A 25806-nucleotide genomic window follows, 5' to 3' on the forward strand; every position below is an offset into this window, starting at 1 on the left:
GAGCGAAAGGAAGGAATGTAAAAATGGATATCAGCATTCAAGGGTACGACACCAAATTTGTGACGATGCGCGCGGACGAGGGCTGCAAAAAGGGGAGCGCCGCCACCATCACCCAAAACGGCACCGTCGGCCCCTGCACCAGCGGGGCGTTTATCGGTTTCATCGCGGGGGTTGTGGGGGACTATGCGCTGGTGCAGACGAGCGGCGCCGTCAGCGTGCCCTATAGCGGCACGGCGCCCGCACTCGGTTACACCACGCTCAAGGCGGACGCGAACGGCGGGATCGCCGCCCTGGGCGAGGGCGAGAGTGCCGGGCGCGCGGTCACAGTGGTCTCGGCGGAAAACGGCGCGGCCACCATCATACTGTAGGAGGAAAGCGAATGAATTATCAGAATATTGCGATCACCAAGGATATGTACAAAAATGGCGAGCGGCTGACCAGCCAGCTCGAGCGGCTCGATCCGAGCGCCGGCTACAGCGGCGAGCTGGCCGGGCTCGACGCCTTTGAGCGCCAGCTCAAGCGCTTCGACATCAAGGTTTCGGGGGAGCGCAGCGACCTGCTGCAGAAGTTCTTCTCCACCGGCGAGAGCGCCAGCCTCTTCCCGGAGTACGTGGCCAGGGCGGTGGGCGCCGGGATGGAGCAGAGTGATCATCTGGGGAGCGTCATCGCGGCCAAGACCATGATCAATTCTTTGGACTACCGCACCATCACCACCGACTTTAGCGAGGACGACAAGGAGCTCAAGGTGGTGCTCGAGGGCGGCATGATCCCGCAGGTGCAGATCCGCCTCAAGGACAACCTCGTGCGGCTGTATAAGCGCGGCAGGATGCTCGCGGCCTCTTATGAGGCGATCAAATTCCAGCACATCGACCTTTTCAGCGTCGCGCTCAAGCAGATCGGCGCCTACATCGCCAAGAGCCAGTTCGCCGACGCGGTGCGCGTCCTGATCGACGGGGACGGCAACGACAACGCCGCCGACCGGATCGAAACCGCCGAGAGCGGAAAGCTCTCCTATGGGGATCTCGTCGGGCTGTGGGGCGAGTTCGAGGACTATGAGATGAACGTGTTGCTCGCCTCGCCCGACATGATGCTCAAAGTCCTGGCCCTGCCCGAGATGCAGGACGCGGCGGCCGGGCTCAACTTCCAGGGCACCGGGAAGCTGGCGACCCCGCTGGGCGCCTCCCTCATCCGTTCGAGCGCGGTGCCGGCCGGGACCATCGTGGCCCTGGACAGCCGCTGTGCGCTGGAGATGGTCTGCGCCGGGGAGGTGTCGGTGGACTCCGACCGGCTGATCGACTGCCAGCTCGAGCGCACCGCCATCACCGCGACCGCCGGCTTTGCCAAGATCTTCCCGCAGGCGGTCAAGGTGCTGGGACTGAAGGCATAGCGGTATGAAAGTCGAAGCGATTCTGGAGGAATTTTGCAAGCTCTGCGCGCTGACAAGCGAACAGGCGCAGCAGTACGCCTCCCTCGCCGAGGCCGCAGCCGGGGCGATCCGCTCCCGGCTGCGCCCGGGGGCGGACTGCGGGGAAAACAGCGGGCGGCTGGCACTTGCGGCGGCCTATTGGATGCGCGAGCGATACGAGTCATCCGGCTCCCAGAGCTCGGTGCGCCTAGGCGAGCTGTCGGTGAGCAAGGAGCGCACCGGAGTCTCCCCGGACGAATGGCGGCTGCTGATCGGAGAGCTGCTGCTGCCCGAGGGCGCGCAGTTCTTTTGTGTGTAGCGGGGTGAATGGTATGAATTTGGAGCAAACACTCGCCACCCTGCTGCGCCAATACGGGCGGCAGGTCTCGGTGGAGGGGAAAGCGGGCAGCGGGCACAAGGCGCTGCTCTTCCCCCACAGCGAGGACCCGGGTGAAGGGTACCGTCTCGGGGAGAGCGGCGGCCTTCGCCGCGCCCTGTGGCGGTACTATGCGCTCCCCGGGGAGGCGTGCGCCCGCGAGCACGAGGTGCTGCAAGCGGACGGGAAGCGGTATCTACTGCTGCAGGTGAGCGGCTACTGGCTTGGGGAGCATGAAATCTACCGCACGGGGCTCTGCGAGGAGCTGGGAGAGGAGGACGCGACGTGAACCATCTGTGGGACCTGCTGGAGCATGTGCAGGAGCTGCTTCGCCCCGCCCTGCCGGGGGTGCGTATCGTCACCGCGTACGACCCCCAGAACGCCGGGCCGGGAGCGCCGCGCAGGACGGTGACCCTCTCGCTCGAAGGGGCCGAGACGGTAGAGAACGCAAACGACTATCTCGGCGCTCTAAGCTCTCAGGAGGAAGCCCTGCTGCGCGGGCGGCTGGTGGATCTGACCCTGCGCATGGTCCTCCTCGGCGGGGAGCGCGGCGCAAAGGGGTGCTACGAGCTGCTGGACAGCGTATTGCAGGTGCTGTTTTTTGAGGCGGGAGAGCTCTATCTGCACAGCGTGCAGACCGAGCGCGCGCAGTATGACGCGGCCGAGCGCAGCGTCAGCCTATGCTGCCGCTTCACCCTGCGCTGCCTGATCACCCGCCAGGAGGAGAGCGGGGGATATCAAAACGTTGTGATAAGGAGGAAGGAAGATTGAGCTTTTGGACCAAGCGGCCGGGGGTCTATTCCGAATATACGGTCAAGAGCCGGTACGCGGCGGCAAGCTCGCAGAAATTTGCAGCGGCGGTCGGCGTCTATACGGGGGAGAACCCCGAGGCGCTCTATGAAGTAAAGAGCGTGGAAGAGCTCGCCGCCGCCCTGCCAAGCCAAGGGGACGCGGGGCTTTACCCGCTTTGCAAAATCCTGCTGGAGGGCGGGGTGAGCAAGGTTTACTGCGCGCCGGTGCCTACGGGGGCGACGGCCGAGGACTACAAGGCGGCCTTCGCGCGGCTCGAGGGGATCGAAAACCTCTACGCCGTCGTCTGCGACAGCGGGGAGGAAGCGGTGCTGCAGGAGCTGCGCGGCCACTGCGTTTACTGCAGCGAGCGCCAGAAGGAACGCCTCGGCTTTTGCGGGGCGAAGGAGAGCAGTAGCGCGCCTGTACTGGCGCAGAGCCTGGGCTGCGAGCGGATGGTGCTCTGCGCCCCGGCGGCCCGGTATGGGGAAGGGGAGAGCGCGGCCTTCACCGCCGCGGCCTTCGCGGCCGGGGTGCTGACGGCCGAGAGCGCCGGCTACAACCTCAACGGGCTGGCACTCGGCGGGGTGGATGCGCTTGTCGAGGCGATCAGCGAGAGCGCGCTCGAGGAGATGCTGGGCCTCGGCGTCTGCGCCTTCGAGAGCGTGGGCGGGCAGGTTCAGTGCGTAAAGGCGCTGACCACCCGCAGCATGAGCGGCGGCGCGGCGGACTACAGCCTCGCGGCACTCAACACCATGCTGATCATCGACGAGGTGATGGCCGCCCTGCGCACCGCGATGAAGCAGCGCCTGCGCGGCGCGCGCAACAACGCGCTCACCCGCGGGGCGATCGCCTCGCAGGCGACCATCGAGCTGGCGGCAAAGCAGGACGAGGGGCTGATCGACGACTTCGACGTGCCGCTCGTCAGCGAGCAGCCGGACGAGCCGGGGGTGCTGCTGCTCGAGGTCGGGTTCCATGTGGCGGGCGTGATCAGCCAGATCCGCATCGTCGCGCAGATTACGGTTTAAAAGGGGGCAGGAAGATGGCAATTATTACGGTGCCGACCAGCCGGGACATCTACATCGAGATCAACGGGCAAAAGCTGGCGGTGGCGCAGAGCTACAAGGTGAAAACCACCCGCGAGAGCCGGTACGTCGAGGCGTTCGGAAGCGAGGAGCCGGTCGGGACGATCGGCGGGAGGACCCGGCATGTGGTGGAGCTTTCCAGGGTCGTGATCAGCGAGGGGGCCCTGAGCGACGGGGTCGACTTTTATGCGCTTTCCGGCTTCAACCTGGTGATCGTGAAGCCCGACCGCAAGCTGATCTACTCGGGCTGCGAGTGGAGCGAGATCAGCGAAAACGCCAATCTCAACGACACGGTGATCGAGTGGATCTCGCTGGTGGCCCAAAAGCGCATGGAGGTGCGCTGATGGCGCTGCCAAAAAAGATGACGCCGCTTGGGGACGGGGTGTTCCTGCGCCAAGTGCCGGCCGGGCGCATGCTCTGCGAGCACGAGCTGGTGCGCGGGCTGCTGGGAGAGTTTCTGCCGCATTACCCGGACGCCGGGCGGCTGCTGCCGCTCTGCCGCAACATCGCGCTGCTCTCGCTGGCGCTGTGCGACGAGCAGGGACAAGAGCTTTACACGCCACAGCAGGTGGCGGCGCTCCTGCCGATGGAGCAGATCGCGTCTCTCGCCGCCCTCTACCGGCAGCAGGAGGAGGGGGAGCATGCTTGAGGAGCTGTTAGAGCTGCAGGAGCAGTCTGCGCGGCAGGAGCGCGCACCCGCGGGGAGGCGCCCCGTCGCCTCCCTGCTGCGGGAGGCCGGGGAAGAGGCGCCGCCGCGGCAGACCGGTGAGGAGCACGAGGCTTGGTCCCTGCCGCCGCAGCCGCGGCAGGAGCCGGCACTTTACGCGCCGAGCACGTATCAGCCATCGAGGCCGGCCTTCGCGCAGGTCACGGCGGCGCGCACGGCCGGAATCACTGCGGGGGTCACCGTGGGGGCCCCCGTGGATGTCTACGAGGTGGCCGCCCCCGCACAGGAGGAGCAGAGGACGGGGCCGCAGCCGCGCGAGGTGCTCTACCCGCGCCAGAGGCGGGTGGCGCTCAGAGAGATTTCGGATGAGATGGAATTCGAGTCGCGGCAATACCCGCGGGTGGAAGAGGACTTTTAAAGGAGGGGCAAGGTTTGGAGAAAATTGCGGCGGTCATGCAGTTCGGGGACTACCAGTTCCGGTATAACCCGTCGAGGATCGTGCTGCGGCAGGAGAAGAACATCCGGCTGCGCAGCTGCCCGGGCAGGTGGCAGGATGCGCAGAACATCGGGGAGAACGCGCGAATCATCGAGGGCGAGGGCGAGCTGTTCGGCGGCGACGTGGCCGCCCAGTGGGAGGCGCTTTGCCAGAGCTACCGCGCCCAGGAGCCGGCGCTGCTGATCTCCCCGGTGGCCGGGCCGATGTACGCCTATTTCGCCTATCTCGAGGCAGTCGGGCAGGGTGGGGTGACGCTGCGCTTTTCCTTTCGCTTCATCGAGGACCAGCGGCGCACGCTGGAGGGCGGCATATGACGGTTACGGCCTGTTTTACCGGGATCGGCGGGGAAGACACCACCCTTTACAGCTGCATCGGCTTCGAGGTGGTGCGCCCCTTCGCCTCCCCGGTCTACAGCTGCAAGGCGTCCTTCGCCATAAGCGGTCCGCTGCCCGAGCAGAAAACGGTGCGCCTCCTGCTCGACGGCGAGACCCTCTTCGACGGGCTGATGGACAAGCAGTGCTACAGCGAGGAGAGGGACGGGAGCCTTTTAAAAATCGAGGCGCGCACCAGGGGGGCCTGCCTGCTCGACTGCGAGGCAAAGCCGCAGACCTACTACAACCCCTCGATCGGGCGGATCTTCGAGCGGCATATCGAGCCCTACGGCTTCACCCGCCTTTCGGACAGCTTCGAGACGCGCCCCTCGGAATTTGTGGTGCGCAAGGGGATGAGCGAATGGGACGTGCTCAAAAATTATTGCCGGGCCTCCTGGAGGCCCGACCCGTACATCGACCGGGATGGGGTGGTGCGCACCGAGTATGTCCCCGAGCGGGGGCTGCCCGTCGAGGGCGGCCGGATCAAGGGGGTGCATCTCGCCTTCGGGCAGGAGATCGACCGGACCCAATACGTCTCCGAAACGGGGATTTTGGACGAGCTGGGCCGGCTGGTCTACAGCCGGGAGTATACCCCCGAGCTCGGGATCACCCGGCGGCGGTACCTCTATTCGGCCGGCGTGGAGGACGAGAGTAAATGGTGGCAGAGCCAGTACAACGCATACAAGCGGGCGGCCGCAACCAGACTGGTGCGGCGTGAGGTGCTTGCGCACTACCGTGCCATTTACCCGGGCGACTTCTACGAGCCGTATGACAGCGAAATCGGCTGGGCGGTGTGGGAGGTACGCTATATCCTCAACGAGGACGGCTTTCGCGAGGAGGTCGAGCTGCGGGACCACCGCTTTATCAGATGATGGAAAGGAAGGGAAAGGATGTGGATGACCGATCGGATGCGCCCCGGCGCGCCGGGGCGCCCGAACGCACAGGCGGTGCGCGTCATCGACGCTAAGGAGGGCAAGGTGACCGTACAGGGGGACACCACCCTCCAGGCCCCGCGCTATCTGTACGGCGGCTGCCGCTACATCCCCAGCGAGGGGGACCGGCTGCTCCTGCTGAACGCGGGGGGAGAGCAGGTGATCGCCGGGGTGATCGACGAGGGTGACGGTGGGCTGCGGCCCGGCGAGGTGGAGCTGCGCAGCACCGGCGGTGCCGTGCTGCGGCTGTGCGCCGACGGGACGATCAAGCTAAACGGGCTGACCGTCTCCCAAAACGGGGAGATCGTCGGCAAGACGGAGGGAAGCAATGGACAGTAAGCTGAAAAACGGGGACCATGCGCGGGACGCGCGGGGGCTGAGCATCCCGCTCGATGCGGACGGGCTGCTCATACAGAACGCCATGATCCGCCTGATGGTGAAAAAGGGCAGCTTCCCGCTGAACCGGGAGCTGGGGAGCCTGCTTTGGCGCCTTCCCCGCGACACGGCCGGGGCGAATGCCCTGGTGAGCGGCTATGTACAGGAGGCGCTGGGCCCGCTGCGGGGGGTGCAGGTGGACGGGGCCTCCTGCGCCTACGCGGGAGACAGGCTCACCGTACACGTCAGCCTGACGCTGCGGGAGAGCAAAAAAACAGTGGAATTGGGGGTGGCGCTTTAGTGGGACAGCAGGAGATTTTACAGATGATGAAGACGCGGTACGCCGAGCTGGCCGGGTTCGATCCGGACGACGGGTCGGACGTGGGAATCCGCATGGCGGTGCTCAGCGAGCAGGTCGCAAGCCTCCTCGAGGAATGCGCGCAGCTGCGCCGGGAGCTCTTCCCGGCCACCGCGGGGGGCGAGAGCCTGGAAAGGCATGCCGAGACGCGGGGCCTTTCACGCAAGGGCGCGCTTTTCGCGCGGGGCACGCTCCCCTTTTCCCGCCGCAGCGCCGGGGAGGAGGACCTGCTCATCCCGCAGGGGACGCTCGTCTCGGGCGGCGGGGTGGAGTTTGCCACCGATGCGGCGGCGACCCTGGCGGCGGGCGAGCTGACGGTGCAGGCGCCTGCCAGCGCCTGCACCGCGGGGGCGGGCGGGAACCTGGCGGCGAACCGGATCGACACCATGGTGACCCCGGTGGTGGGGATCAGCGGGGTGCAGAACCCGGCCCCCTTTACGGGGGGCACCGACGAGGAGAGCGACGAGCAGCTGCGCGAGCGGCTCTTTGAGAGCTACCGCTCGGTCTCGAACAGCACCAACAGCACCTTTTACTACGGCGAGGTCACACAGNCACCGCGTCCGGCAGCGCCTGCTTTGCCATGCCGTCCAGCTCCGGCCAGCCCGCGCAGCCCGTGACCGTTGCCTCCATCTCCATTTTCTCCAAGCACCGGCGGGCCAACTCCATCAGCTGCTCCCGCGACGAGCAGCTGCGCGAGCGGCTCTTTGAGAGCTACCGCTCGGTCTCGAACAGCACCAACAGCACCTTTTACTACGGCGAGGTCACACAGCATGAGTTCGTCGCCTCGGCGGCGGTGCTGCCGCGCGTGCGCGGCCGGGGGACGGTGGACATCGCGGTCAGCGGGTTTTTGGAGGACCTGCCGGCCGGGCGGGTGCAGCAGCTGCAGCAGTCGCTGGCGCAGAAGAAGGAGATCAACGTGGACGTGCTGGTCAAAAACGCCGTCGAAAAAAGGGCCGATCTCTCGCTGCTGCTGGATCCTATGGAGAACGATTCCTTCGAGGAGGTCAAGGCCCGGTGCCAGGCGGCGCTGCACGACTACTTTTTGTCGCAGCAGGTGGGGGAGAGCCTGATGTGCGCAAGGCTCCTGGCGGCACTCTGCGCACTGGAGGGGGTGCGCAACGTCACGCTACTCTCCCCGGCCGCCGACGTGCGCGCGGCGGCGGACGAGATCATCCGCCCCGGAGAGATCGCGATCGCCAGGATGGAGGTCGTGTGATGGAGCGCTTTGATTGCCGCCGCTCGGTCTATTCGCTGATGGGCTCTTTGGGGATCTACCGGTTGCAGGGCAGCCTGATCGAGGCCGAGCTGGAAAGCTACCTCTGCGCGCTGGCGCTCGTCCAGGAGGAACTTTCTACTCTCTGGCGGGATATGTACATCCAAACGGCGAGCGAGGAGACGGTGGCGCGTTATGAGCGGCTGCTCTCGCTCCCCTTCAACCCCAAGCTGACGCTGGAGCGGCGGCGGGAGCTGATCATCTACCGCCTGAGCGTGGCGCAGAGCGACTTCACCCACGAGGGGATGCTCGCCTCGCTGCGCGCGGCGGGGCTCCATTCACAGCTGATCGAGCATCCGGCCGAGGAGCGCCTGGAGGTCGTGTTTTTGGAGCTGCTGGGGGAGTTTACCACCCTGGACAAGCTCAAGGCGATGATCGGGAAAATGCTGCCCGCCCATCTGGAGTACGAGCTGGTCATCGGGGAGATGACCTGGGTGGATTTCGAGGAAAAGGGGTGGGACTGCGATAGGTTCGACGAGCGGGACTTCACCTGGGAGGAATTCGACCTGGCGGGCGATATGCTGTAAAGCCCGCGCCAATAAAAGAGGAGTGAATTATGCCAAGCACTTATAAAACGCCAAACTACGGGCTCAACAAATGGACCGGCAGCGACAAGCCGAAGATGGACGACTTCAATGCAGACAACGAAAAGCTGGACGCCGCGCTGGGGGCCCACGCGGCCAACGCGACGCTTCATCTGAGCGAGGAGGAGCACGGGTGGATCAGCGCCCCGATGGAGTACGGCAGTTACAGCGGAAACGGCACCTCGCCGCGGCAGATTACGGTCGGCTTCAAGCCGAAATTTTTATTGGTCTATGCCGTGGGGCAGCCGCTGATCTACTACGACTGGAACTACCGCACCGCCGACCTTTATTCGGGGGTGGCCACCGAAAACGGCGCCAGCATGGGGATCACGCTGAGCGATACCGGCTTTTCGGTGGAGAACGTCGAGGACTCGGTGATCGGGGTCGGGCCGATCCTCAACCAGACCGGGAAGACCTACGCCTGGATGGCGCTTCGCTGACATCCCTCCCGCGCATAGCGGCGGGGTTTTACATAGATCAGCCGGTCCCCTGCACAGCATGTACTGTGCAGGGGACCGGCTGCTTTTTTGGGAGGGTTAGTGCATGACCGAGGAAATCCCGTCCACGATCTCGCCCACGGCGTGGATGGCGCGGTCGGCGGTCTTCTTCATCTGGCGGCGCTTCTTGGCGGGGCTCTTCTGGGTCATCATATAAGCGGCGGTCCCGACCGCCATGGTGACGGCAACCCCGGTCAGTGCGTTGGAAACCATCTTGTTCAAATTCTTCATCTCCCCGTTTTTTCTTTGGTCTGCCCGGCAAACCGGTATTAGTTTGTCCGGGGCACTTCCTGCTAACCGAGAAAAAGTCTGGGAGCGGGAATTCTACAATTTGTACAACGGGAAAACCAGATTGCCTCCATCCGGTTGTGCAATCCGACCGGGGCGGATTTCGGGCGGAAGATGCTGGATGGATTTGCCGTTAATATATATAAATACCAAATACAAATAATAATATTCTATGGAGGAATCGTACAAAAACACGCTTGGGATGGCAATTTTTTTAGATTTTGATAAAATAGAGGGCAAAGACTAGAATAAATGCAGGACGGGGAGACCCGCCCGATTGTGGAGGAACCTTATGGAAAACAGACCAGGCAGGGTGCTGGCGATCCATGACCTTTCGGGGTTCGGGCGCTGCTCCCTCACGGTGATCCTGCCGATCCTGTCGGCGATGGGGGTACAGGTCTGCCCGCTGCCCACGGCGGTGCTCAGCACCCACACGGGCAACCTGGGGGATGTGGAAATGCGGGACCTGACCGACTTCATCGCCCCCGCGCTCGCGCACTATGAGCGGCTGGGCATCGGCTTTGAGTGCGTGTACACCGGCTTTCTCGGCGGGGCGGGGCAGATCGACTCCTGCCTGCGGGCGCTGGCGCTCTATCCAAAGGCGCTGGCGGTGGTGGACCCGGTGATGGGCGACCACGGAAAAGCGTACCGCACCATGAACGCCGACATGATCCGGCGGATGGGGGAGCTGGTGGCGGGGGCCGACGTGATCACCCCCAACCTGACCGAGGCGTGCATGCTGCTGCACGAGGATTACCGCTTCGAGCCGCTGACGCGCACGCAGGCCAAGAGCATGCTGGCCCGCCTTTGTGAGCTCGGACCGAAGTACGCGGTGATCACCGGGGCGCAGATGGCCGACGGGAAGATCGCCAACCTCGGGTTTGACCGGGAACGCGGCAGCTACTGGATGGTGGGGTGCGACTACACGCCGGTGAGCTACCCGGGGACGGGGGACATGTTCGCCAGCGTCCTGGTCGGCGGCTTCCTGCGCGGGGACAGCCTGCCCATCGCGATGGCGCGCGCGACCGGGTTTTTGGAGCGCACCATCAAAAACACCTTCAGCTACAGCAGCGACCCCCGCTTCGGCGTGATGTTCGAGCGGGACATCGGGCTGCTGGAGAGCCGCGAGGTCAGCAAGAGCTTCAGCCTGCTCTAAACACATTTGGTCCTTTCGCCACAACATGTATTCCGGGGAGGGCTTACTATGGAAAACACGCAGGAGAAACGGAAATTCAACACCTATGACATTGTGCTGGTGGGCGTGATGTCGGCGGTGGTCTTTGCGGCAAACTTTCTTTCCATCCCGATCGGGGATGTGACAAGAATCCACTTCGGCAACGTGTTCTGCGTGCTGTCGGGTATTTTGCTCGGCGCGGTGCGCGGGGGACTTTGCGCGGGACTGGGCGGCTTCTTTTACGATCTGACCAACCCGCTCTATGCGGCCGAAGCGCCGCTGACGTTCATCATGAAATTCGTAATCGGTTTTTTCGCGGGCCTGATCGCCAACCGGGGCGGCAGGCAGGGCAAAAAGATGGGCTCCAACATCCTCGGCGCGTGCGTGGGGAGTGTCAGCTACATCGTGCTGTATCTGGTTAAAAATTTCATCGAGCAGTATTTCCTGATCAAGAATCCCATGCCCACCGTCATGGCGCTGCTGGCGACCAAGGCGGGCGCGTCGCTGCTCAACGCGGTGCTGGCCGTGGTGGTGGCGGTGCTGCTCGCGCCGGCCTTCCACACGGTGCTGGAGCGCTCGGGGATATGGAGAAAAATTACAAAATAGTAGTCTCTTTTTGTGGGGCTGTCCGCCCCACGCCCCGAGGTCTTTTCTTTGTTTGAAAGAAAAGACCCAAAAGAAGCAAACAAAGGAGGGGACGCCCCTCCTTTGAGACCACCCCACGCGCGACCACGCGCGGACTATACACAGTTGCGCCCGCCGCGAAATGCGAAGCCCCGCTCCGGAAACCCGGAGCGGGGCTTTTTGCCCGCGCAGGACACTGATTGCAACGACGATTGTGCGTTTCCCCGCGCAGGGGGTCTCCCCCGCCGGAGCTTTCCCGAAACAATCGGGATTCTCAAGGGTTTGACAAACCCTTGAGCGGGTGCGGGCAGAGCCCGCGGTCTTTCCGGGTTGCTGTCACTCGCGTCCACAAATCCTCCCCCGGATCAGGAAGGGGAGCAAAAAGCTTCCAGTGGAAGGTTTTTGCGTGGGGAAACCCTATCAAGGGGTTTCCCCATGGCGGCGAGGCCGCCATCTCTCTACGGCGCCCCGCCCTTAGTCCGGCTCCTCGTCGGGCGGCTGGGGAAACCACATGCGCTCAAAAGTATCCAGGTTTTGTTGCGGGCACTCCAACGCAATGCGTTGGCGCAGCAGGCTGACGGTCGCCTCCCGGTAGCCCGCCAGAAATTCCTGCCACAGGGTGGTGGGCAGCAGATACTGCCGCAGCAGGCTGTGCAGCGCCTCAAACGGGGCGGGGTCCGGAAGCTCATTGCGGTAGCGGTCGGCCACCAGGTAGCACAAATAAGCGGAGTTGAGCTTGCGCTCGTACTTCTCGTACAGTCCGCAGTACCAATCGCTATAATGCGATTCCAGATACAAGTCGGCAAATTCCAGCGCATAGCGCGCAAACTTCAGCGGCTCCTTCTCCCGGTGCGGCACCGGCTTGCCCATAAGTTTCTCGGCATAGCTACGGTAGGCGCTGTCGGCAGAGCTAAAATTCTCAATCGTGCGCAGGGCCTCGCTCCCGCAAAATTTGCCGCAGGAGCGCGCATGCGCGTGGGAAATCTGCGTTTCGCTGCCATAGACGCAGCCGTAGAGCCAGAAGAAGAGAGTGTCCCGGTCGCCGGGCAGGCCGTCGAGCGCCTGAAGCGCCTTCTCGAGCCGGCGACCGAGAGTGAATTCTTCCCGCGAGGTTCGGCCCCAGAACACCACCGGGCTCGGTAGGATTTTTTCGTTTTCTTCCATTTTTTCTTTCCCCCTTGACCGCGCCCGGCGGGTTGTTCCGGGCGCCTTTAAAGTCAAGGGGTTTTCCGCGGGACGGGGAAGCCGGCCCCCGTCCCGCACGGGGAACCCCCGCAGGGCGCACTTTGCCAGAGCCAAATGCCGCCCGCAAAGGGTGCCGCTGCAAATGAAAAAGCGCNTAAAGTCAAGGGGTTTTCCGCGGGACGGGGAAGCCGGCCCCCGTCCCGCACGGGGAACCCCCGCAGGGCGCACTTTGCCAGAGCCAAATGCCGCCCGCAAAGGGTGCCGCTGCAAATGAAAAAGCGCATGCCGGGCGTGCCCATAAAGGGCAATGCAACCCAAACATGCGCAAAAAATGCGTTTTTCCCCCACCGATCGGCAAAACATCCTTCTCAAGGGAGAAGAAATGTGTTATAATCACAGCTGAGAGAGCTGCGACGCCGGCATACCGGTGGGTCGTTTGGGTGGCTAGGGCACCTGGCGATTCGGTTTCCTTCCGTGCTGTCACACGGAAGGCCGCCGTGGCTTTCTCTTTTTTGCAAGAAAACCCCATGGGTCTATTATAGCACGGGCGGGAGAAAAAGGCAAGAAAAAAGGGGGATATTGGGGGATTTTGGCGAAAAGCGAAATCCCTTTTTTGGGTGGCGGCGGGGCCGCCATGGGGAAACCCCTTGATAGGGTTTCCCCACGCAAAAACCTTCCACTGGAAGCTTTTTACTCCCCTTCCTGATCCGAAGGAGGATTTGTGGATGCGAGTGACAGCAACCCGGAAAAGGCCGCGGGCGCTGCCCGCACCCGCCAAAGGACTTAGTCCTTTGGAAACCAGAAATTAACCCGAAAGGGGGTACACGGGGGGAAACGGCTCGTTTCCAGCCCGTGAGGCGCACCGCTCGCAAAGCGAGCCTGCATTTTTGGTCGGGCGCCAAAAATGCGTGCGCCAAGGAACCCTTTTACTTAGAACGCGGGGTAAACAGCTCCGCTGTGAGTTCGCTTTGCTTCGCGAACCGGCAGCGGCACCCTGCCGTCAATCTGCCTAAATCCGATCGGAAGCGCCAAAGGGCTTCTCTGCTTTCTGCTGATTTTTGCCGAAACGGGGAAAAACCATTGAATTTTACTTGGCGATGGTTTACACTGAATAAGTAGTGAATTTAAACCGACAGGCAGTACCGGAGGAAACACAATGGCGTTTTTCACCCGCTCTCTCATCGGCAGCCCCTTCTCCCATATGCGGGAAAGCTGTAAGCTGTCGGACTGCCTCCCGGCTCTGATTCGATAGGCGCATAGCAGGACTGCGACCCCTTTAGTGGGCCGCAGTCCTTTTACGTTTTGAATACGAAAGGATGGATGCAGGATGTCGAAAAAGGTAGCGGTCATCATGGGCAGCGACAGCGACTGGGGGATCGTCAAGGCCGCGGTCGAGACGCTGAAGGAATATGGGGTACCGGTGGAGGCGCACGTCATGAGCGCGCACCGCACGCCCGAGCTCGCCTGCTCCTTCGCCGCCAATGCCCGGGAGAACGGCTTCGGGGCGATCATTGCGGCGGCGGGCAAGGCCGCGCACCTGGCCGGGGTGCTCGCGGCGCACACCACCCTGCCGGTGATCGGGATTCCGGTCAAGAGCTCCACACTCGACGGGCTGGACGCGCTGCTGGCGACGGTGCAGATGCCAAGCGGGATTCCGGTGGCGACCGTGGCCATCGACGGGGCGAAGAACGCCGCGCTGCTGGCCATCCAGATTCTGGCGGTGAGCGACGGGGAGCTGGAAACGAAGCTTGCGGCGATGAAGAAGGACATGACCGAGGGGGTCGTCAAAAAGGACCAGAAGCTGCAGGAGCAGTATTAATTCATAAAAAATAAAAGACGATACAGGAGGAAGCAAGCATGAAAAAGTTGGAGCAGCTGTACGAGGGAAAAGCGAAAAAGGTCTTTAAGACCGACGACCCGGAGCTTTACATCGTCGATTACAAGGACGACGCCACCGCCTTCAACGGCGAGAAGAAGGGCACCATCATGGGCAAGGGGGTCATCAACAACCGGGTGAGCAACCACCTGATGAAGATGCTCGAGACCCACGGTATCCCCACCCACTTTGTCGAGGAGATTTCCGAGCGCGAGACGGTGGTCAAGAAAGTCACCATCGTGCCGCTCGAAGTCATCGTGCGCAACATCGCCGCCGGCAGCCTTTCCAAGCGCCTGGGCCTGCCCGAGGGCACCAAGATGAAATCCACCGTGCTCGAATATTCCTATAAGGACGACGCGCTGGGCGACCCGATGGTCAACGACTACCACATTGCCGCCATGGGCCTGGCCACCAAGGAGGAGCTCGAGACCATCGCGGGCTACGCGCTGAAGGTCAACGAAATCCTCAGCGAGTACCTGAAGGACCTGAACATCGAGCTGATCGACTTCAAGCTGGAGTTTGGCAAGACCTCGGACGGGACCATCATCCTGGCCGACGAGATTTCTCCGGACACCTGCCGCTTCTGGGATTCCACCACCGGCGAAAAGCTGGACAAGGACCGTTTCCGCCGCGACATGGGCGGGGTCGAGGACGCTTACAAGGAAGTCATGAAGCGCCTGCTGGGCGAATAAAGGAGGCCTGCGCATGCAAAACGAGAAGCTACACGAGGAATGCGGGGTATTCGGCATCTACGACCGCAGCGGCGAGGACGAGGTGGCGGCCAAGACCTATCTGGCGCTCTATGCGCTGCAGCACCGCGGGCAGGAAACCTGCGGGATCGTGGTCAACGACGAGGGCGTCATGCGCTCGCACAAGGACCGCGGACTGGTGCCCGACGTGTTCGGGCACGGCGCGCTCGAGCGGCTTGGCAAGGGGCAGATCGCCATCGGGCATGTGCTCTACGCCGCCAAGCCTGTGCAGTCGCGCTCGAGCGCGCAGCCGCTGATGGTGCGCCACGTCAAGGGGCCGATGGCCCTGGGCACCAACGGGGCGCTGGTCAACGCCCACGAGCTGCGCGAGGAGATCGAGCGCAGCGGCGGCATTTTCCACACCGACACCGACGCCGAGGTCATCTCCTACATGATCACCCGCGAGCGGCTGAGTGCCCCTTCGATCGAGGTCGCGGTCGAGCGCGCGGTGCCGAGACTTCGCGGCGCCTTTTCGATGGTGATCTCCTCGCCCACCAAGCTGATCGCGGTGCGCGACCCGTGGGGCTTTCGGCCGCTGTCGATGGGCAGGATCGGGGACGATCAGATCGTCTTCGCTTCCGAGACCTGTGCCTTCGACAGCATTGGGGCCACCTTCGTGCGGGACCTGCGTCCCGGCGAGATCGTGGTGGTGGACCCGAAGGGCGAGCGCTCGATCGAGACGCACTGCGGCCGCAGGGGCAACGTCTGCGTCTTTGAATATGTCTACTTCGCGCGGCCCGACTCGGTGATCGAGGGGGCGAGCGTACATATGGCCCGCCAGCGCGCGGGGGCGTTCCTGGCCAAGGAGCACCCCGTAGAGGCGGATGTGGTCATTGGCGTGCCGGACAGCGGGCTGGACGCCGCGATGGGCTACGCCCGCGAGAGCGGGATCCCCTATGGGGTGGGCTTCATCAAGAACCGCTATGTCGGGCGCACCTTCATCCAGCCCACCCAGATGGAGCGCGAGGCGCTGGTGCGGATCAAATTAAACGCCGTGGCCGCCACCGTCAAGGATAAGCGGGTGGTGATGGTGGACGACTCGATCGTGCGCGGCACGACCACCGCCCACATCGTCGAGCTGCTGCGCGCCGCGGGCGCCAGGGAGGTGCATATGCGCATCTCCTCCCCGCCCTTTATGAACCCCTGCTATTTCGGCACCGACATCGACAGCCGGGACAAGCTGATCGCCTGCCGGCTCTCGCTGCCCGAGATCGCCAGGGAGACCGGGGTGGACTCGATCGGGTTTTTGAGCGTGCCCGACGTCGAGCGGATCGCCGAGGGGGCGCACTGCGGCTTCTGTACCGGGTGCTTCACCGGCAAATATCCCATCGAGGTGCCGGCCGAGATGCCCGCCAATAAGTTCGACTGCCCGATCCCCGAATCGGTCAAGAACAAGAAAAAATAGAGGACCCGTTCTCGGGTCCGCCACACAATACATTACCGTCGCCCAGTGCGACATGGAGGACGGGACAGCTATGCAGAAAAGCTTTAGTGAAAGTTACAAGGCGGCCGGGGTGGACGTCACCGCGGGCTACCGTGCGGTGGAGCTGATGAAGCAGCACGTCGCGCGCACCATGACCGCCGGCTCGATCGACGGGATCGGCGGCTTTGGCGGGATGTTCGAGCTGGACATGACGGGGCTCACCCGCCCGGTGCTGGTCAGCGGGACCGATGGGGTGGGCACCAAGCTGCGCCTCGCCCAGATCGCGGACAAGCACGACACCATCGGGATCGACTGCGTGGCGATGTGCGTCAACGACATCATCTGCTGCGGGGCGAAGCCGCTGCTCTTCCTCGATTACCTGGCGGTGGGCAAAAACGTCCCCGAGCGGGTTGCCGAGATCGTTTCGGGCGTGGCGGAGGGCTGCGTGCAGGCGGGCTGCGCCCTGGTGGGCGGCGAGACCGCCGAGATGCCCGGCTTCTACGGCGTCGACGAATACGACCTGGCCGGCTTCTCGGTCGGGGTGGTGGACCGCGCAAAGGTCCTGGACAAGACTGCGATTTGCCCCGGCGATGCGATCGTCGGGCTCTCCTCGAGCGGGGTGCATTCCAACGGCTTCTCGCTGGTGCGCAAGGTGTTCGGGATCGGGGAGGATCGCTCGTTTGATAAGCAGGTTCCCGAGCTGCAGGGCTCCCTGCTCGGGACACTGCTGACCCCGACCAGGATTTATGTGAAGCCGATGCTCGCCCTTTTTGAAAAAATAGCGGTCAAGTCGGTTTGCCACGTCACCGGCGGCGGGTTTTATGAGAACATCCCGCGCGCGCTGACCAAGGACGTAAACGCCGTCATCCACAAGGGCAGCTTCCCGCTGCCCCCCATCTTCCCCCTGATCCAGAAGGAGGGGAACATCCCCGAACGGGACATGTACAACACCTTCAACATGGGGATCGGCATGATCGCCGTCCTGCCCGCCGCGCAGGCGGACGAGGCGGTGCGCATTCTAAATGGGTGCGGCGAGCGCGCGCAGATCATCGGCGAGGTCATGGCGGGCGACGGCTCGGTCGTGCTGGATTAAACGCCCGGGGAGCGGGCGCGGAAGGGAAATGATCGAAGTGGTAAACGTGGCGGTACTGGTGTCGGGCGGCGGGACCAACCTGCAGGCCCTCATCGATGCGCAGGCGGCGGGCAAGCTGCCCCACGTCAATTTTGTCTGCGTGCTCTCCTCCAAGGAGGGGGCGTATGCCCTGCAGCGGGCCGGGGCCGCCGGGATCCCGGCCGAGGTGGTGCCGAGAAAGGCCTACCCCGGCAAGGAGGAATATTCCCGCGCGCTGGATGAGGCGCTTTCGCGGTACGGGGCGAAAATCGTCGTCCTGGCGGGTTTTTTGTGTATCCTTTCGGGAGAATTTTGCAAAAAATATACAAATAGGATCATTAATGTCCATCCCTCGCTGATCCCGTCGTTTTGCGGAGACGGCTTTTACGGGCTGCGGGTGCACGAGGCGGCGCTGGCGTATGGCGTCAAGGTGAGCGGCGCGACGGTGCACTTTGTCAACGAGATCACCGACGGGGGAAGGATCATCCTGCAAAAGGCGGTGCCGGTGCTGGAGGGGGACACCCCCGAGACGCTGCAGCGCCGGATCATGGAGCAGGCGGAATGGGAGCTGCTGCCCAGGGCGGTGGAGCTCGTCTGCGAGCAGGCAGAAGGGGAGGTAAGCTAAATGAAATGTGAGAGCTTTTATGAGCTGCTGCGCGGCAACGATTATCCCGGGCGGGGGATCATGATCGGGCGCAGCCGGGACGGGGAAAAGGCGGTCATCGCCTATTTCATCATGGGCCGCAGCGAGAACAGCCGCAACCGGGTGTTCGTCGAGGACGGCGGCGGGCTGCGCACCCAGGCGCATGACCCGCAGAAAATGGTGGACCCGTCGCTGGTGATCTATGCCCCGGTACGGGTTTTGGGGGATGTCACCATCGTCACCAACGGGGACCAGACCGACACCGTCTATGAGTTTTTAAAGAGCGGCAAGACCTTCGAGGAGGCGCTGCGCACCCGCACCTTCGAGCCGGACGGGCCGAACTTCACCCCCCGCATCTCCGGGGTGCTTAGGGGGTTCGACTACAAGCTCTCGATCCTCAAGAGCGCCGAGGGGGACGAGCGGGCGGCGCGGCGGTACTTCTACGAGTACCAGGACCCCATCCCCGGGCAGGGGCATTTCATCCACACCTACCGCTGCGACGGCAACCCTATCCCCTCCTTCGAGGGGGAGCCTGAGCTGGTGGCAATCGAGGACGACATCGACGGGTTCACCGAACGGGTGTGGGAGAGCCTCAATGAGCAGAACAAGGTCTCCCTCTTCGTGCGCTTCATCGACGTTCGCACCGGGCAGACCGACAACCGGATCGTCAACAAACATCAGTAAGGGAGAGGAGTGTCTGCCATGGCGAAGGAACTGGAACTCAAATACGGCTGCAACCCCAACCAAAAGCCGTCGAAAATTTTCATGAAGCAGGGCGAGCTGCCCATCGAGGTGTTAAACGGCAAGCCGGGGTACATCAATTTCCTCGACGCCTTCAACAGCTGGCAGCTGGTGCGCGAGCTGAAAGCGGCCACCGGGCTGCCGGCGGCCGCCTCCTTCAAGCACGTCAGCCCCGCCGGGGCGGCGCTGGGGCTGCCGCTGAGCGATACGCTGAAAAAAATCTACTTTGTGGACGACATGGAGCTCTCCCCGCTCGCCTGCGCCTATGCCAGGGCCCGCGGGGCGGACCGGATGTCCTCCTACGGAGACTGGGCCGCGCTCAGCGACGTCTGCGACGAGCAGACCGCGCGGATCATTGCCCGCGAGGTGTCCGACGGGGTGATCGCCCCCGGCTACACCGACACGGCGCTGGAAATCCTTAGGGCTAAGCGCAAGGGCGGCTACAACGTGGTTAAAATCGACCCCGGCTACGTCCCGGCGCCGGTCGAGCACAAGGATGTTTTCGGCGTCACCTTCGAGCAGGGGCGCAACGAGCTGAAAATTGATGAGAAGCTGCTCGAAAACGTGGTGACCAAAAATGGGGACATCCCGGAGACTGCCAGGCGCGACCTGATCGTCTCGCTGATCACCCTCAAATACACCCAGTCCAACTCGGTCTGCTACTGCAAGGACGGGCAGGCCATCGGCGTGGGCGCGGGGCAGCAGTCCCGGGTGCACTGCACCCGGCTGGCCGGCAACAAGGCGGACTTCTGGTACCTGCGCCAGCATGAGCGGGTGCTCGCGCTCCCCTTTAGGGAAGGCATCCGCCGGGCGGACCGGGACAACACCATCGACGTGTACATCTCGGACGACTATCTGGACGTGCTGCGCGACGGCGCCTGGCAGCAGTTCTTCACCCTGCGCCCCGAGCCGCTGACGCGGGAAGAGAAGGCCGCGTGGCTCGCCACCATGGGCGGCGTGTCGCTCGGGTCGGACGCGTTCTTCCCCTTCGGGGACAACATCGAGCGCGCGCACCGCAGCGGCGTGCAGTACATCGCGCAGCCGGGCGGGTCGATCCGGGACGACAACGTGATCGAGACCTGCGATAAGTACGGCATGGCGATGGCCTTTACCGGGATCCGGCTGTTCCACCACTAAAATCTGCGCAATCCCCAGAAAGGAATGGACATTTTCATGAAGGTACTGATTGTGGGCGGCGGCGGGCGCGAGCATGCCATCGCCCTGGCGATAGCAAGGAGCCCGGGCGTGGAAAAGCTCTACTGCGCACCCGGCAACGCCGGGACGGCGGCGCTCGGCGAAAATGTGCCCATCGGCGCGACCGACCTTGACAAAATGGTCGCCTTCGCGAAGGAGCAGAAGATCGACTTTGTGGTGGTCGCGCCCGACGACCCGCTGGCGCTCGGGATGGTGGATCGGCTCGAGGAGGCGGGGATCCCCGCCTTCGGCCCCACGGCGGCGGCGGCCGCCATCGAGGGGAGCAAGGTGTTTGCCAAGGATTTGATGAAGCGCTACCACATCCCCACCGCCGGCTATGAGGTATTCGCGGACCCGCGTCAGGCGCTGGACTACATCCGGGCGCAGGGGAAGTATCCGGTCGTCATCAAGGCGGACGGGCTGGCGCTGGGCAAGGGCGTCATCATCGCGGGCAGCGAGGAAGAGGCGCGGGAAGGCCTGCGCTCGATCATGGAGGACAAAATCTTCGGCGCGAGCGGCAACCGGGTGGTGATCGAGGAATTCCTCACCGGGCCCGAGGTGTCGGTGCTCGCCTTCACCGACGGGAAGACCCTGGTGCCGATGGTTTCCTCGATGGACCACAAGCGCGCCCTGGACGGGGACCGCGGCCCCAACACCGGCGGTATGGGCACCGTTGCCCCCAACCGGTATTACACCCCCGAGGTGGCGAAGGCGTGCATGGAAACGATCTTCCTGCCCACCGTCGAAGCGATGAACCGGGAGGGGCGCACCTTCAAGGGGTGCCTTTACTTCGGGCTGATGCTCACCCCCGAAGGCCCCAAGGTGATCGAATACAACTGCCGCTTCGGCGACCCCGAGACCCAGGTGGTGCTCCCGCTCTTGGAAAGCGACCTGCTGGGGATCATGCAGGCGGTGCGCGACGGGCGGCTGAGTGAAGTGCCGGTGCGCTTCTCGGATGGCGCGGCGGCCTGCGTGGTGCTCGCCTCGGGCGGGTACCCGGGCAGCTATGAAAAGGGCAAGGCCATCACGGGGCTGGATGAAGATTTCGGCGAGGACGTCTTTATCTACCATGCCGGGACCGCCATAAAGGACGGGGAGACCGTCACCTCGGGCGGAAGGGTGCTGGGCGTGACCGCGCGGGGGAAGGACCTCGCACAGGCGCTCGCCCGCGCCTACGAGGCCGCCGGAAAGATCGATTTTGCGGGCAAACAGTACCGCACCGACATCGGCAGGAAATAAGATTTTAGCGGCAGGACTGCCGTATCGGGCATCCCCTTTTCCGCCCGCGAGGGGATGCCTTTGTTTTGAGGAGGAATGACGAATGTTTGGAAAGACGCTGGCAGCGCCGCTGGCGCTCGTGATGGCGCTCGCCCTCGCCCTGCCCGCCCCGGCCGCACAGGGGAGCGCGCAAATGGGCGGCGAGCGGGCCATCCCGCTGCCCGATCCGGCAAAAATCACCGAGGGCGGAAGCTGGGACGAAGTGGACCGCACCTTTTCAGCCGGGACGCTGAACGAAGCCCTTGCCGCGCTTAGCGGGGTGCAGGCGGTGGAACTCGGCGATTTTGAGAGCCTTTCCGATTTTTACGCCGCGGGCGGGGGCGAGCTCGGGACGACCATCTGGTTCAGTACGAAAGAGAATCGGTTTGCCTACACCTATTCGTTTTATGGCGGGCTGCTCGGCGTCAGCGCAGAGGGCGGCTATGAGCAGTACTATGGGATGTCCACTTCGCTCGCGGCGGCGAAGGAGAAGCTGCGCCGGCTGGCGCAGGGCACCCCGCCCACTCTGCCGGACCTGGGCGGGGTGGATCTGTGGCTGATTAACGACCAGGAAAAGACCGCCGCCTGGTGCGACGGGCAGGCCAGTGACGCGCTGGAGGACCTGTGCCGGGGGATGGATGACTTCGCGGCTCCAAAGCTACAGCCCCGCGCCAAGGGAGTCAGTGCGATCGAATTGAAGAGCAGATACAAGACCCGGTACGAGCTGTGCCAAAACGGGATGCGCGCCGGCTGGTGGAGCATCTGCCAGCCGGTCAGGGAGCTCTACCCGGCGATGGAGGTTTCATTTCCAAAAGCAAAGTGGGACGCATTCCTCACCGAGGCCGACCGGCAGTATGCCCGCTGTGAGAAGGCGCCGCTCTGGCTCGCGATGATCAATCCCGCCAAGATCGCCGGTGCGCGGGTCTACGATGAAACCGGGCGACAGCTTTTCTCGTCAAGCGACCCCGGTTCGATCGAACCGCGGCTGTCCGGGATACGGGTAAAGCCGGGCAGCTACGAAAAAACAGAGGATACCGCGACCCTTCGCGGGTCTAAGAAAATCGAAGTCGATTTTACCGGGGGCGTACGCTACCGGCTGCTTTTTAACGATGCGGTCCTGATGCTCTTTTCCAGCGACCTTGGCTACGGTGCGCGCTACCTTCTCACAGAGGAAGGCGCCCGGAAGCTCGGGGATATCCTGGAGGGCGGCTTCCCCTACAACCCGCCGACGGGCGGCTGACAATTTTTCCAAGCGATCATAGACGGACAAGAAAAGGGGCCGCCGCAGCACAAGCTGCGGCGGCCCGAAATGAGAGGGGGAAGGTTATATCTTCGGAGCCTCCGGCGAGACTTCGGCCTCGGGCGGATTCTCCGCGAGATAAGCGTAATAGCGTTCGAGGATGCTCGTTTCGATGAGCTGGCGCGCCTCGGGGGTGATGGGATGCACGATGTCCCGAAAGCTGCCGCTTTCGTCCTTGCGGGACGGCATGGCCACGAACAGGCGGCTCGGGCCCTCGATCACCTTGATGTCGTGGACGGCGAAGTCCCCGTCGATGGTGATCGAAACCAGCGCCTTCAGGCGCGCATCGGGATAGATGCGGCGGATTCTTACATCTGTGATGTTCATATTTTGCCTCCTAATGATGGTTGTCTGTACTGCGGGCCGCGCGCTTGCCTGATGGTAATAGTATTCGGCATAATTTTTGACGTTATTCATTTTCTGGAAGATTTTTTCACCCTCTGCTTGCAGTTTCTGGACGGAATCCGGATTTTGTGGTATAAACAAGGGGTGCAAAACTTTGGAAGGAGGGAGCGGATGAAACGGGCGTTGGTCTATGGGGTCCTGGCGTCGTTCTTTTTCGCCTTTACCTTCGTGTTCAACCGGAGCATGAACCTCTCGGGCGGGGACTGGATGTGGAGCGCCGCGCTGCGCTTTCTGTTCATGCTGCCCATGCTGGCGCTGATTCTCCGCCGGGGAGGGCGGATGCAAGCGGTGCTGCAGGCGGTGCGGCGCGACCCGAAAAATTGGCTGCTCTGGAGCACGGTGGGCTTCGGGCTGTTTTACGCGCCGCTGAGCTGGGGCTCGGTCTATGGGGAATCCTGGTTTGTCGCGGCCTGTTGGCAGGTGACCATTGTGGCGGGGGTGCTGCTCACCCCGCTCTTCGGGCAGAGGATACCGCTGAAGAACCTGGGGATGTCCTGCGTCATCCTGCTGGGGGTCCTGCTGCTGCAGGTGCGCCCGGGCGATAAGCAAGGCGCGGAGCAGACGGTGGCGGCTCTGCTGCTGATCCTGCTGGCCGCCTTCTGCTACCCCTTGGGCAACCGCAAGATGATGGAGCACTGCCCGCAGGAGCTCTCCACCGTGCAGCGGGTCTTCGGCATGACCGTCTGCAGTCTGCCGTTCTGGCTCATACTCTCGCTGCTGGCACTGCTGCGCAGCGGCTTGCCGCCGGTGGGGCAGGTGGCGCAGTCGGGCGCGGTGGCTCTCTTCTCGGGGTGCGTGGCGACCATCCTCTTCTTCCGGGCGACCGACCTGTGCCGGGGCGATCCGCGCAGGCTGGCCCTGATCGAGGCGACCCAGTCGGGCGAAGTGGTCTTTACCCTGCTCGGCGGGGTGCTGCTGCTCGGCGACCCGCTGCCGGGCGCGGCAGGCCTTGGGGGAATTTTGCTGATCGTGGGCGGAATGGTGGGCAGCAGCCTGGTTTCAGCCAAACGGTGAGGCTTTTGCGCCTAAAAATGTTTATTTTCCCACCGCTTCGCAATATAATAGATAAGATGGAATATTGAATCTGTATTGGAGTTGACAGCCATGCGCGTACCGGCGGATATTTTGGAAGGCAAGCGGCACATACATTTTATCGGGATCGGCGGATCGGGGACCTTCCCGCTCGCCCAGATCCTGCTCAAGCGGGGATATGAAATTTCCGGCTCGGACAACAATCCGGGCGACACCATCGAGCTGGAAAAAAGTATGGGTATGAAGGTGATGATGGGCCAGGACCCGAAAAATATCGAGGGGGCGGACGCGATCGTTTATTCCGCCGCCATCATGGAGGACAATCCCGAGCTGATCGCCGCGAAAGCGAGCGGCAAGCCGGTACTCGAGCGCAGCGAGCTGCTCGGGCTGATTACCTCGCAGTATCAAAACTGTATCGGGATCAGCGGCACCCATGGCAAGACCACCACCACCGCCCTGCTCACCCACATCCTGCTCGCGGCGGGCGCGGACCCGAGCGCGGTCATCGGCGGCAAGCTGCGCGAGATCGGCGGCAACGGCCGGGTGGGGCAGAGCGAGAACCTGGTGGTCGAGAGCTGCGAGTTCGTGGACACCTTCCTGCACCTCTACCCGGACATCGCGGTGATCCTCAATGTGGACGAGGACCATCTCGACTACTTTAAAAACCTGGAAAACATCATTTGCTCCTTCCACAAATTCGCGTCCCTGGCGACCAGGTGTGTGATCGCGAACGGGGACGACGAAAACACCCGCCGCGCTCTGGAAGGCCTTTCCCAGCGGGTGGTCACCTTTGGGCTGGGGGACAAAAACGACTGGCAGGCGAAAGAGGTCGCGAAGGACCCCGAGGGCGCGGGATACCGTTACGCGCTTTACCATGGCGGGGCGCGGGTGTGCGAGGTCCTCACTGCGGTGCCGGGCGAGCACAACGTCTCAAACTCCTTAGCGGCCATCGCCTGCGCCTGCGAGAGCGGGGTGGATCCCGCCGAGGCGGCAAAGCATGTCGGCAGCTTCACGGGCGCGGGGCGGCGTTTCGAGATCCTGGGCGAGCGAAACGGGGTCACCATCGCGGACGACTACGCCCACCATCCCAAGGAGATCGAGGTGACACTGCGCGCCGCGCGCGCCATAGGCTACCGCCGGGTATGGGCGGTGCACCAGCCCTTTACCTATTCGCGCACCGCGCTGCTGCTCGAGGATTTTGCCAAGGCCCTCTCGCTGGCCGACCGGGTGGTCCTCTCCGAGATCATGGGCGCCAGGGAGTACAATACCTATGGTATCTACGCCAAGGACCTCGCCGAAAAGATCGAGGGATGCGTATGGTTTGAAACGTTCCCCGAGATCGCCAGGTACGTGATGGAAAACGCCGGGGAGGGCGATTTGGTGATCACCCTCGGCTGCGGCGACGTTTATAAATGCGCCAAGCTGATGCTGCAAGAATAAAAAGTGCCCGGGCCGCAAGGCCCGGGCACTTTTTGAGAGTACAAAAGACCGTTAGTATAGGTTACTAACGGTCGTCTTTTTGCTGTTTTCTAAAAGGAGCGGCAGGTTTTTAACCCGCCCCTTCCGAATTTATCCTAATTATATCCTGTTTTGGAA

Annotated in this window: 33 protein-coding genes; 30 read left to right on the forward strand and 3 right to left on the reverse strand. The window is 63.3% G+C overall.

The window, feature by feature from the left end; genetic code table 11:
- Positions 1 to 23 precede the first annotated feature (23 nt).
- The 17 genes from B5477_RS04910 (at position 24) to B5477_RS04985 (ending at position 9151) form a co-directional block, all read left to right on the forward strand.
- A complete protein-coding gene (locus B5477_RS04910) occupies positions 24 to 368 on the forward strand; it encodes a hypothetical protein (RefSeq protein WP_079698666.1) in 345 nt (114 codons plus the stop codon).
- Positions 369 to 379: 11 nt separating this feature from the next.
- Positions 380 to 1387: a phage major capsid protein gene (locus tag B5477_RS04915; RefSeq protein ID WP_079698667.1), complete on the forward strand. Its 1008-nt coding sequence runs from the start codon at positions 380 to 382 to the stop codon at positions 1385 to 1387.
- Positions 1388 to 1391: 4 nt separating this feature from the next.
- On the forward strand, positions 1392 to 1724 hold the full coding sequence (locus B5477_RS04920; RefSeq protein ID WP_079698668.1) for a hypothetical protein: 333 nt from the start codon (positions 1392 to 1394) through the stop codon (positions 1722 to 1724).
- A gap of 13 nt (positions 1725 to 1737) precedes the next feature.
- Complete coding sequence (locus B5477_RS04925; RefSeq protein WP_079698669.1) at positions 1738 to 2070, forward strand: hypothetical protein; 333 nt, start codon at positions 1738 to 1740, stop codon at positions 2068 to 2070.
- The gene (locus tag B5477_RS14830; RefSeq protein ID WP_117507849.1) at positions 2067 to 2552 is read left to right on the forward strand and encodes a hypothetical protein; all 486 of its coding nucleotides are present in this window, start codon (positions 2067 to 2069) and stop codon (positions 2550 to 2552) included. The genes B5477_RS04925 and B5477_RS14830 overlap by 4 nt, the downstream gene beginning before the upstream one ends.
- On the forward strand, positions 2549 to 3598 hold the full coding sequence (locus B5477_RS04930) for a hypothetical protein (RefSeq protein WP_159448937.1): 1050 nt from the start codon (positions 2549 to 2551) through the stop codon (positions 3596 to 3598). The genes B5477_RS14830 and B5477_RS04930 overlap by 4 nt, the downstream gene beginning before the upstream one ends.
- 14 nt (positions 3599 to 3612) lie before the next feature.
- Positions 3613 to 3999: a hypothetical protein gene (locus B5477_RS04935; RefSeq protein ID WP_079698671.1), complete on the forward strand. Its 387-nt coding sequence runs from the start codon at positions 3613 to 3615 to the stop codon at positions 3997 to 3999.
- Positions 3999 to 4304: a hypothetical protein gene (locus tag B5477_RS04940; RefSeq protein ID WP_079698672.1), complete on the forward strand. Its 306-nt coding sequence runs from the start codon at positions 3999 to 4001 to the stop codon at positions 4302 to 4304. Before B5477_RS04935 ends, B5477_RS04940 begins: the two co-directional genes overlap by 1 nt.
- The gene (locus tag B5477_RS04945) at positions 4297 to 4740 is read left to right on the forward strand and encodes a hypothetical protein (RefSeq protein WP_079698673.1); all 444 of its coding nucleotides are present in this window, start codon (positions 4297 to 4299) and stop codon (positions 4738 to 4740) included. The genes B5477_RS04940 and B5477_RS04945 overlap by 8 nt, the downstream gene beginning before the upstream one ends.
- Before the next feature lie 14 nt (positions 4741 to 4754).
- Positions 4755 to 5132, forward strand: coding sequence for a hypothetical protein (locus B5477_RS04950; protein ID WP_079698674.1), 378 nt, complete (start codon positions 4755 to 4757; stop codon positions 5130 to 5132).
- A complete protein-coding gene (locus B5477_RS04955; protein ID WP_079698675.1) occupies positions 5129 to 6061 on the forward strand; it encodes a hypothetical protein in 933 nt (310 codons plus the stop codon). The genes B5477_RS04950 and B5477_RS04955 overlap by 4 nt, the downstream gene beginning before the upstream one ends.
- Before the next feature lie 18 nt (positions 6062 to 6079).
- Positions 6080 to 6460: a hypothetical protein gene (locus tag B5477_RS04960; RefSeq protein WP_079698676.1), complete on the forward strand. Its 381-nt coding sequence runs from the start codon at positions 6080 to 6082 to the stop codon at positions 6458 to 6460.
- The gene (locus B5477_RS04965) at positions 6450 to 6797 is read left to right on the forward strand and encodes a hypothetical protein (RefSeq protein ID WP_079698677.1); all 348 of its coding nucleotides are present in this window, start codon (positions 6450 to 6452) and stop codon (positions 6795 to 6797) included. The genes B5477_RS04960 and B5477_RS04965 overlap by 11 nt, the downstream gene beginning before the upstream one ends.
- 92 nt (positions 6798 to 6889) lie before the next feature.
- Positions 6890 to 7471 carry a baseplate J/gp47 family protein gene (locus B5477_RS04970; protein ID WP_423241244.1) on the forward strand — a complete coding sequence of 194 codons (582 nt, stop codon included), beginning with the start codon at positions 6890 to 6892 and terminating at the stop codon, positions 7469 to 7471.
- Positions 7435 to 8070 carry a baseplate J/gp47 family protein gene (locus B5477_RS04975; protein WP_079698679.1) on the forward strand — a complete coding sequence of 212 codons (636 nt, stop codon included), beginning with the start codon at positions 7435 to 7437 and terminating at the stop codon, positions 8068 to 8070. Before B5477_RS04970 ends, B5477_RS04975 begins: the two co-directional genes overlap by 37 nt.
- Positions 8070 to 8654 carry a putative phage tail protein gene (locus B5477_RS04980; protein ID WP_079698680.1) on the forward strand — a complete coding sequence of 195 codons (585 nt, stop codon included), beginning with the start codon at positions 8070 to 8072 and terminating at the stop codon, positions 8652 to 8654. The genes B5477_RS04975 and B5477_RS04980 overlap by 1 nt, the downstream gene beginning before the upstream one ends.
- A gap of 29 nt (positions 8655 to 8683) precedes the next feature.
- Positions 8684 to 9151, forward strand: coding sequence for a hypothetical protein (locus B5477_RS04985; RefSeq protein WP_079698681.1), 468 nt, complete (start codon positions 8684 to 8686; stop codon positions 9149 to 9151).
- 96 nt (positions 9152 to 9247) lie between these two features.
- On the opposite strand, the gene B5477_RS04990 is transcribed toward B5477_RS04985, so the two are convergent.
- A complete protein-coding gene (locus tag B5477_RS04990) occupies positions 9248 to 9430 on the reverse strand; it encodes a hypothetical protein (protein WP_143533544.1) in 183 nt (60 codons plus the stop codon).
- Positions 9431 to 9788: 358 nt separating this feature from the next.
- On the opposite strand from B5477_RS04990, the gene B5477_RS04995 reads away from it, so the two are divergent.
- Both B5477_RS04995 and B5477_RS05000 read left to right on the forward strand, forming a co-directional pair.
- Positions 9789 to 10652 carry a pyridoxamine kinase gene (locus B5477_RS04995; RefSeq protein WP_079698683.1) on the forward strand — a complete coding sequence of 288 codons (864 nt, stop codon included), beginning with the start codon at positions 9789 to 9791 and terminating at the stop codon, positions 10650 to 10652.
- 48 nt (positions 10653 to 10700) lie between these two features.
- Entirely contained in the window at positions 10701 to 11276 is a 576-nt protein-coding gene (locus B5477_RS05000) for an ECF transporter S component (protein WP_079698684.1), read from the forward strand.
- Between the two features lie 492 nt (positions 11277 to 11768).
- Here B5477_RS05000 and B5477_RS05005 read toward each other — a convergent pair whose 3' ends face one another.
- The gene (locus B5477_RS05005; RefSeq protein ID WP_079698685.1) at positions 11769 to 12458 is read right to left on the reverse strand and encodes a hypothetical protein; all 690 of its coding nucleotides are present in this window, start codon (positions 12456 to 12458) and stop codon (positions 11769 to 11771) included.
- Positions 12459 to 13806: 1348 nt separating this feature from the next.
- Between B5477_RS05005 and purE the strand changes: the two genes are divergently transcribed.
- The 9 genes from purE to B5477_RS05050 all read left to right on the forward strand — a co-directional run bounded on the left by purE (position 13807) and on the right by B5477_RS05050 (position 22713).
- On the forward strand, positions 13807 to 14298 hold the full coding sequence (gene purE / locus B5477_RS05010; protein WP_079698686.1) for a 5-(carboxyamino)imidazole ribonucleotide mutase: 492 nt from the start codon (positions 13807 to 13809) through the stop codon (positions 14296 to 14298).
- Between the two features lie 38 nt (positions 14299 to 14336).
- A complete protein-coding gene (gene purC / locus B5477_RS05015) occupies positions 14337 to 15047 on the forward strand; it encodes a phosphoribosylaminoimidazolesuccinocarboxamide synthase (protein ID WP_079698687.1) in 711 nt (236 codons plus the stop codon).
- Between the two features lie 13 nt (positions 15048 to 15060).
- Entirely contained in the window at positions 15061 to 16509 is a 1449-nt protein-coding gene (purF, locus tag B5477_RS05020; protein ID WP_079698688.1) for an amidophosphoribosyltransferase, read from the forward strand.
- A 70-nt stretch (positions 16510 to 16579) separates the two neighbouring features.
- On the forward strand, positions 16580 to 17620 hold the full coding sequence (gene purM, locus B5477_RS05025; RefSeq protein WP_079698689.1) for a phosphoribosylformylglycinamidine cyclo-ligase: 1041 nt from the start codon (positions 16580 to 16582) through the stop codon (positions 17618 to 17620).
- Positions 17621 to 17657: 37 nt separating this feature from the next.
- Positions 17658 to 18263, forward strand: a complete 606-nt coding sequence (purN, locus tag B5477_RS05030) for a phosphoribosylglycinamide formyltransferase (RefSeq protein WP_079698703.1) — start codon at positions 17658 to 17660, stop codon at positions 18261 to 18263.
- The gene (locus tag B5477_RS05035; RefSeq protein WP_079698690.1) at positions 18264 to 18965 is read left to right on the forward strand and encodes an IMP cyclohydrolase; all 702 of its coding nucleotides are present in this window, start codon (positions 18264 to 18266) and stop codon (positions 18963 to 18965) included.
- An 18-nt stretch (positions 18966 to 18983) separates the two neighbouring features.
- Entirely contained in the window at positions 18984 to 20159 is a 1176-nt protein-coding gene (locus tag B5477_RS05040; RefSeq protein ID WP_079698691.1) for a phosphoribosylaminoimidazolecarboxamide formyltransferase, read from the forward strand.
- 36 nt (positions 20160 to 20195) lie between these two features.
- Complete coding sequence (gene purD, locus B5477_RS05045) at positions 20196 to 21455, forward strand: phosphoribosylamine--glycine ligase (protein WP_079698704.1); 1260 nt, start codon at positions 20196 to 20198, stop codon at positions 21453 to 21455.
- An 82-nt stretch (positions 21456 to 21537) separates the two neighbouring features.
- Positions 21538 to 22713, forward strand: coding sequence for a hypothetical protein (locus tag B5477_RS05050; protein WP_079698692.1), 1176 nt, complete (start codon positions 21538 to 21540; stop codon positions 22711 to 22713).
- 84 nt (positions 22714 to 22797) lie between these two features.
- Here B5477_RS05050 and spoVG read toward each other — a convergent pair whose 3' ends face one another.
- A complete protein-coding gene (spoVG, locus tag B5477_RS05055; RefSeq protein WP_079698705.1) occupies positions 22798 to 23100 on the reverse strand; it encodes a septation regulator SpoVG in 303 nt (100 codons plus the stop codon).
- A 189-nt stretch (positions 23101 to 23289) separates the two neighbouring features.
- On the opposite strand from spoVG, the gene B5477_RS05060 reads away from it, so the two are divergent.
- Positions 23290 to 24192 (forward strand): DMT family transporter, encoded by a 903-nt coding sequence (locus tag B5477_RS05060; protein ID WP_079698693.1) that lies wholly within the window; start codon positions 23290 to 23292, stop codon positions 24190 to 24192.
- 90 nt (positions 24193 to 24282) lie between these two features.
- Complete coding sequence (gene murC, locus B5477_RS05065) at positions 24283 to 25650, forward strand: UDP-N-acetylmuramate--L-alanine ligase (protein ID WP_079698694.1); 1368 nt, start codon at positions 24283 to 24285, stop codon at positions 25648 to 25650.
- Positions 25651 to 25806: the final 156 nt, after the last annotated feature.

The organism is Provencibacterium massiliense (assembly GCF_900169495.1).
GTDB lineage: Bacteria > Bacillota > Clostridia > Oscillospirales > Ruminococcaceae > Harryflintia > Harryflintia acetispora.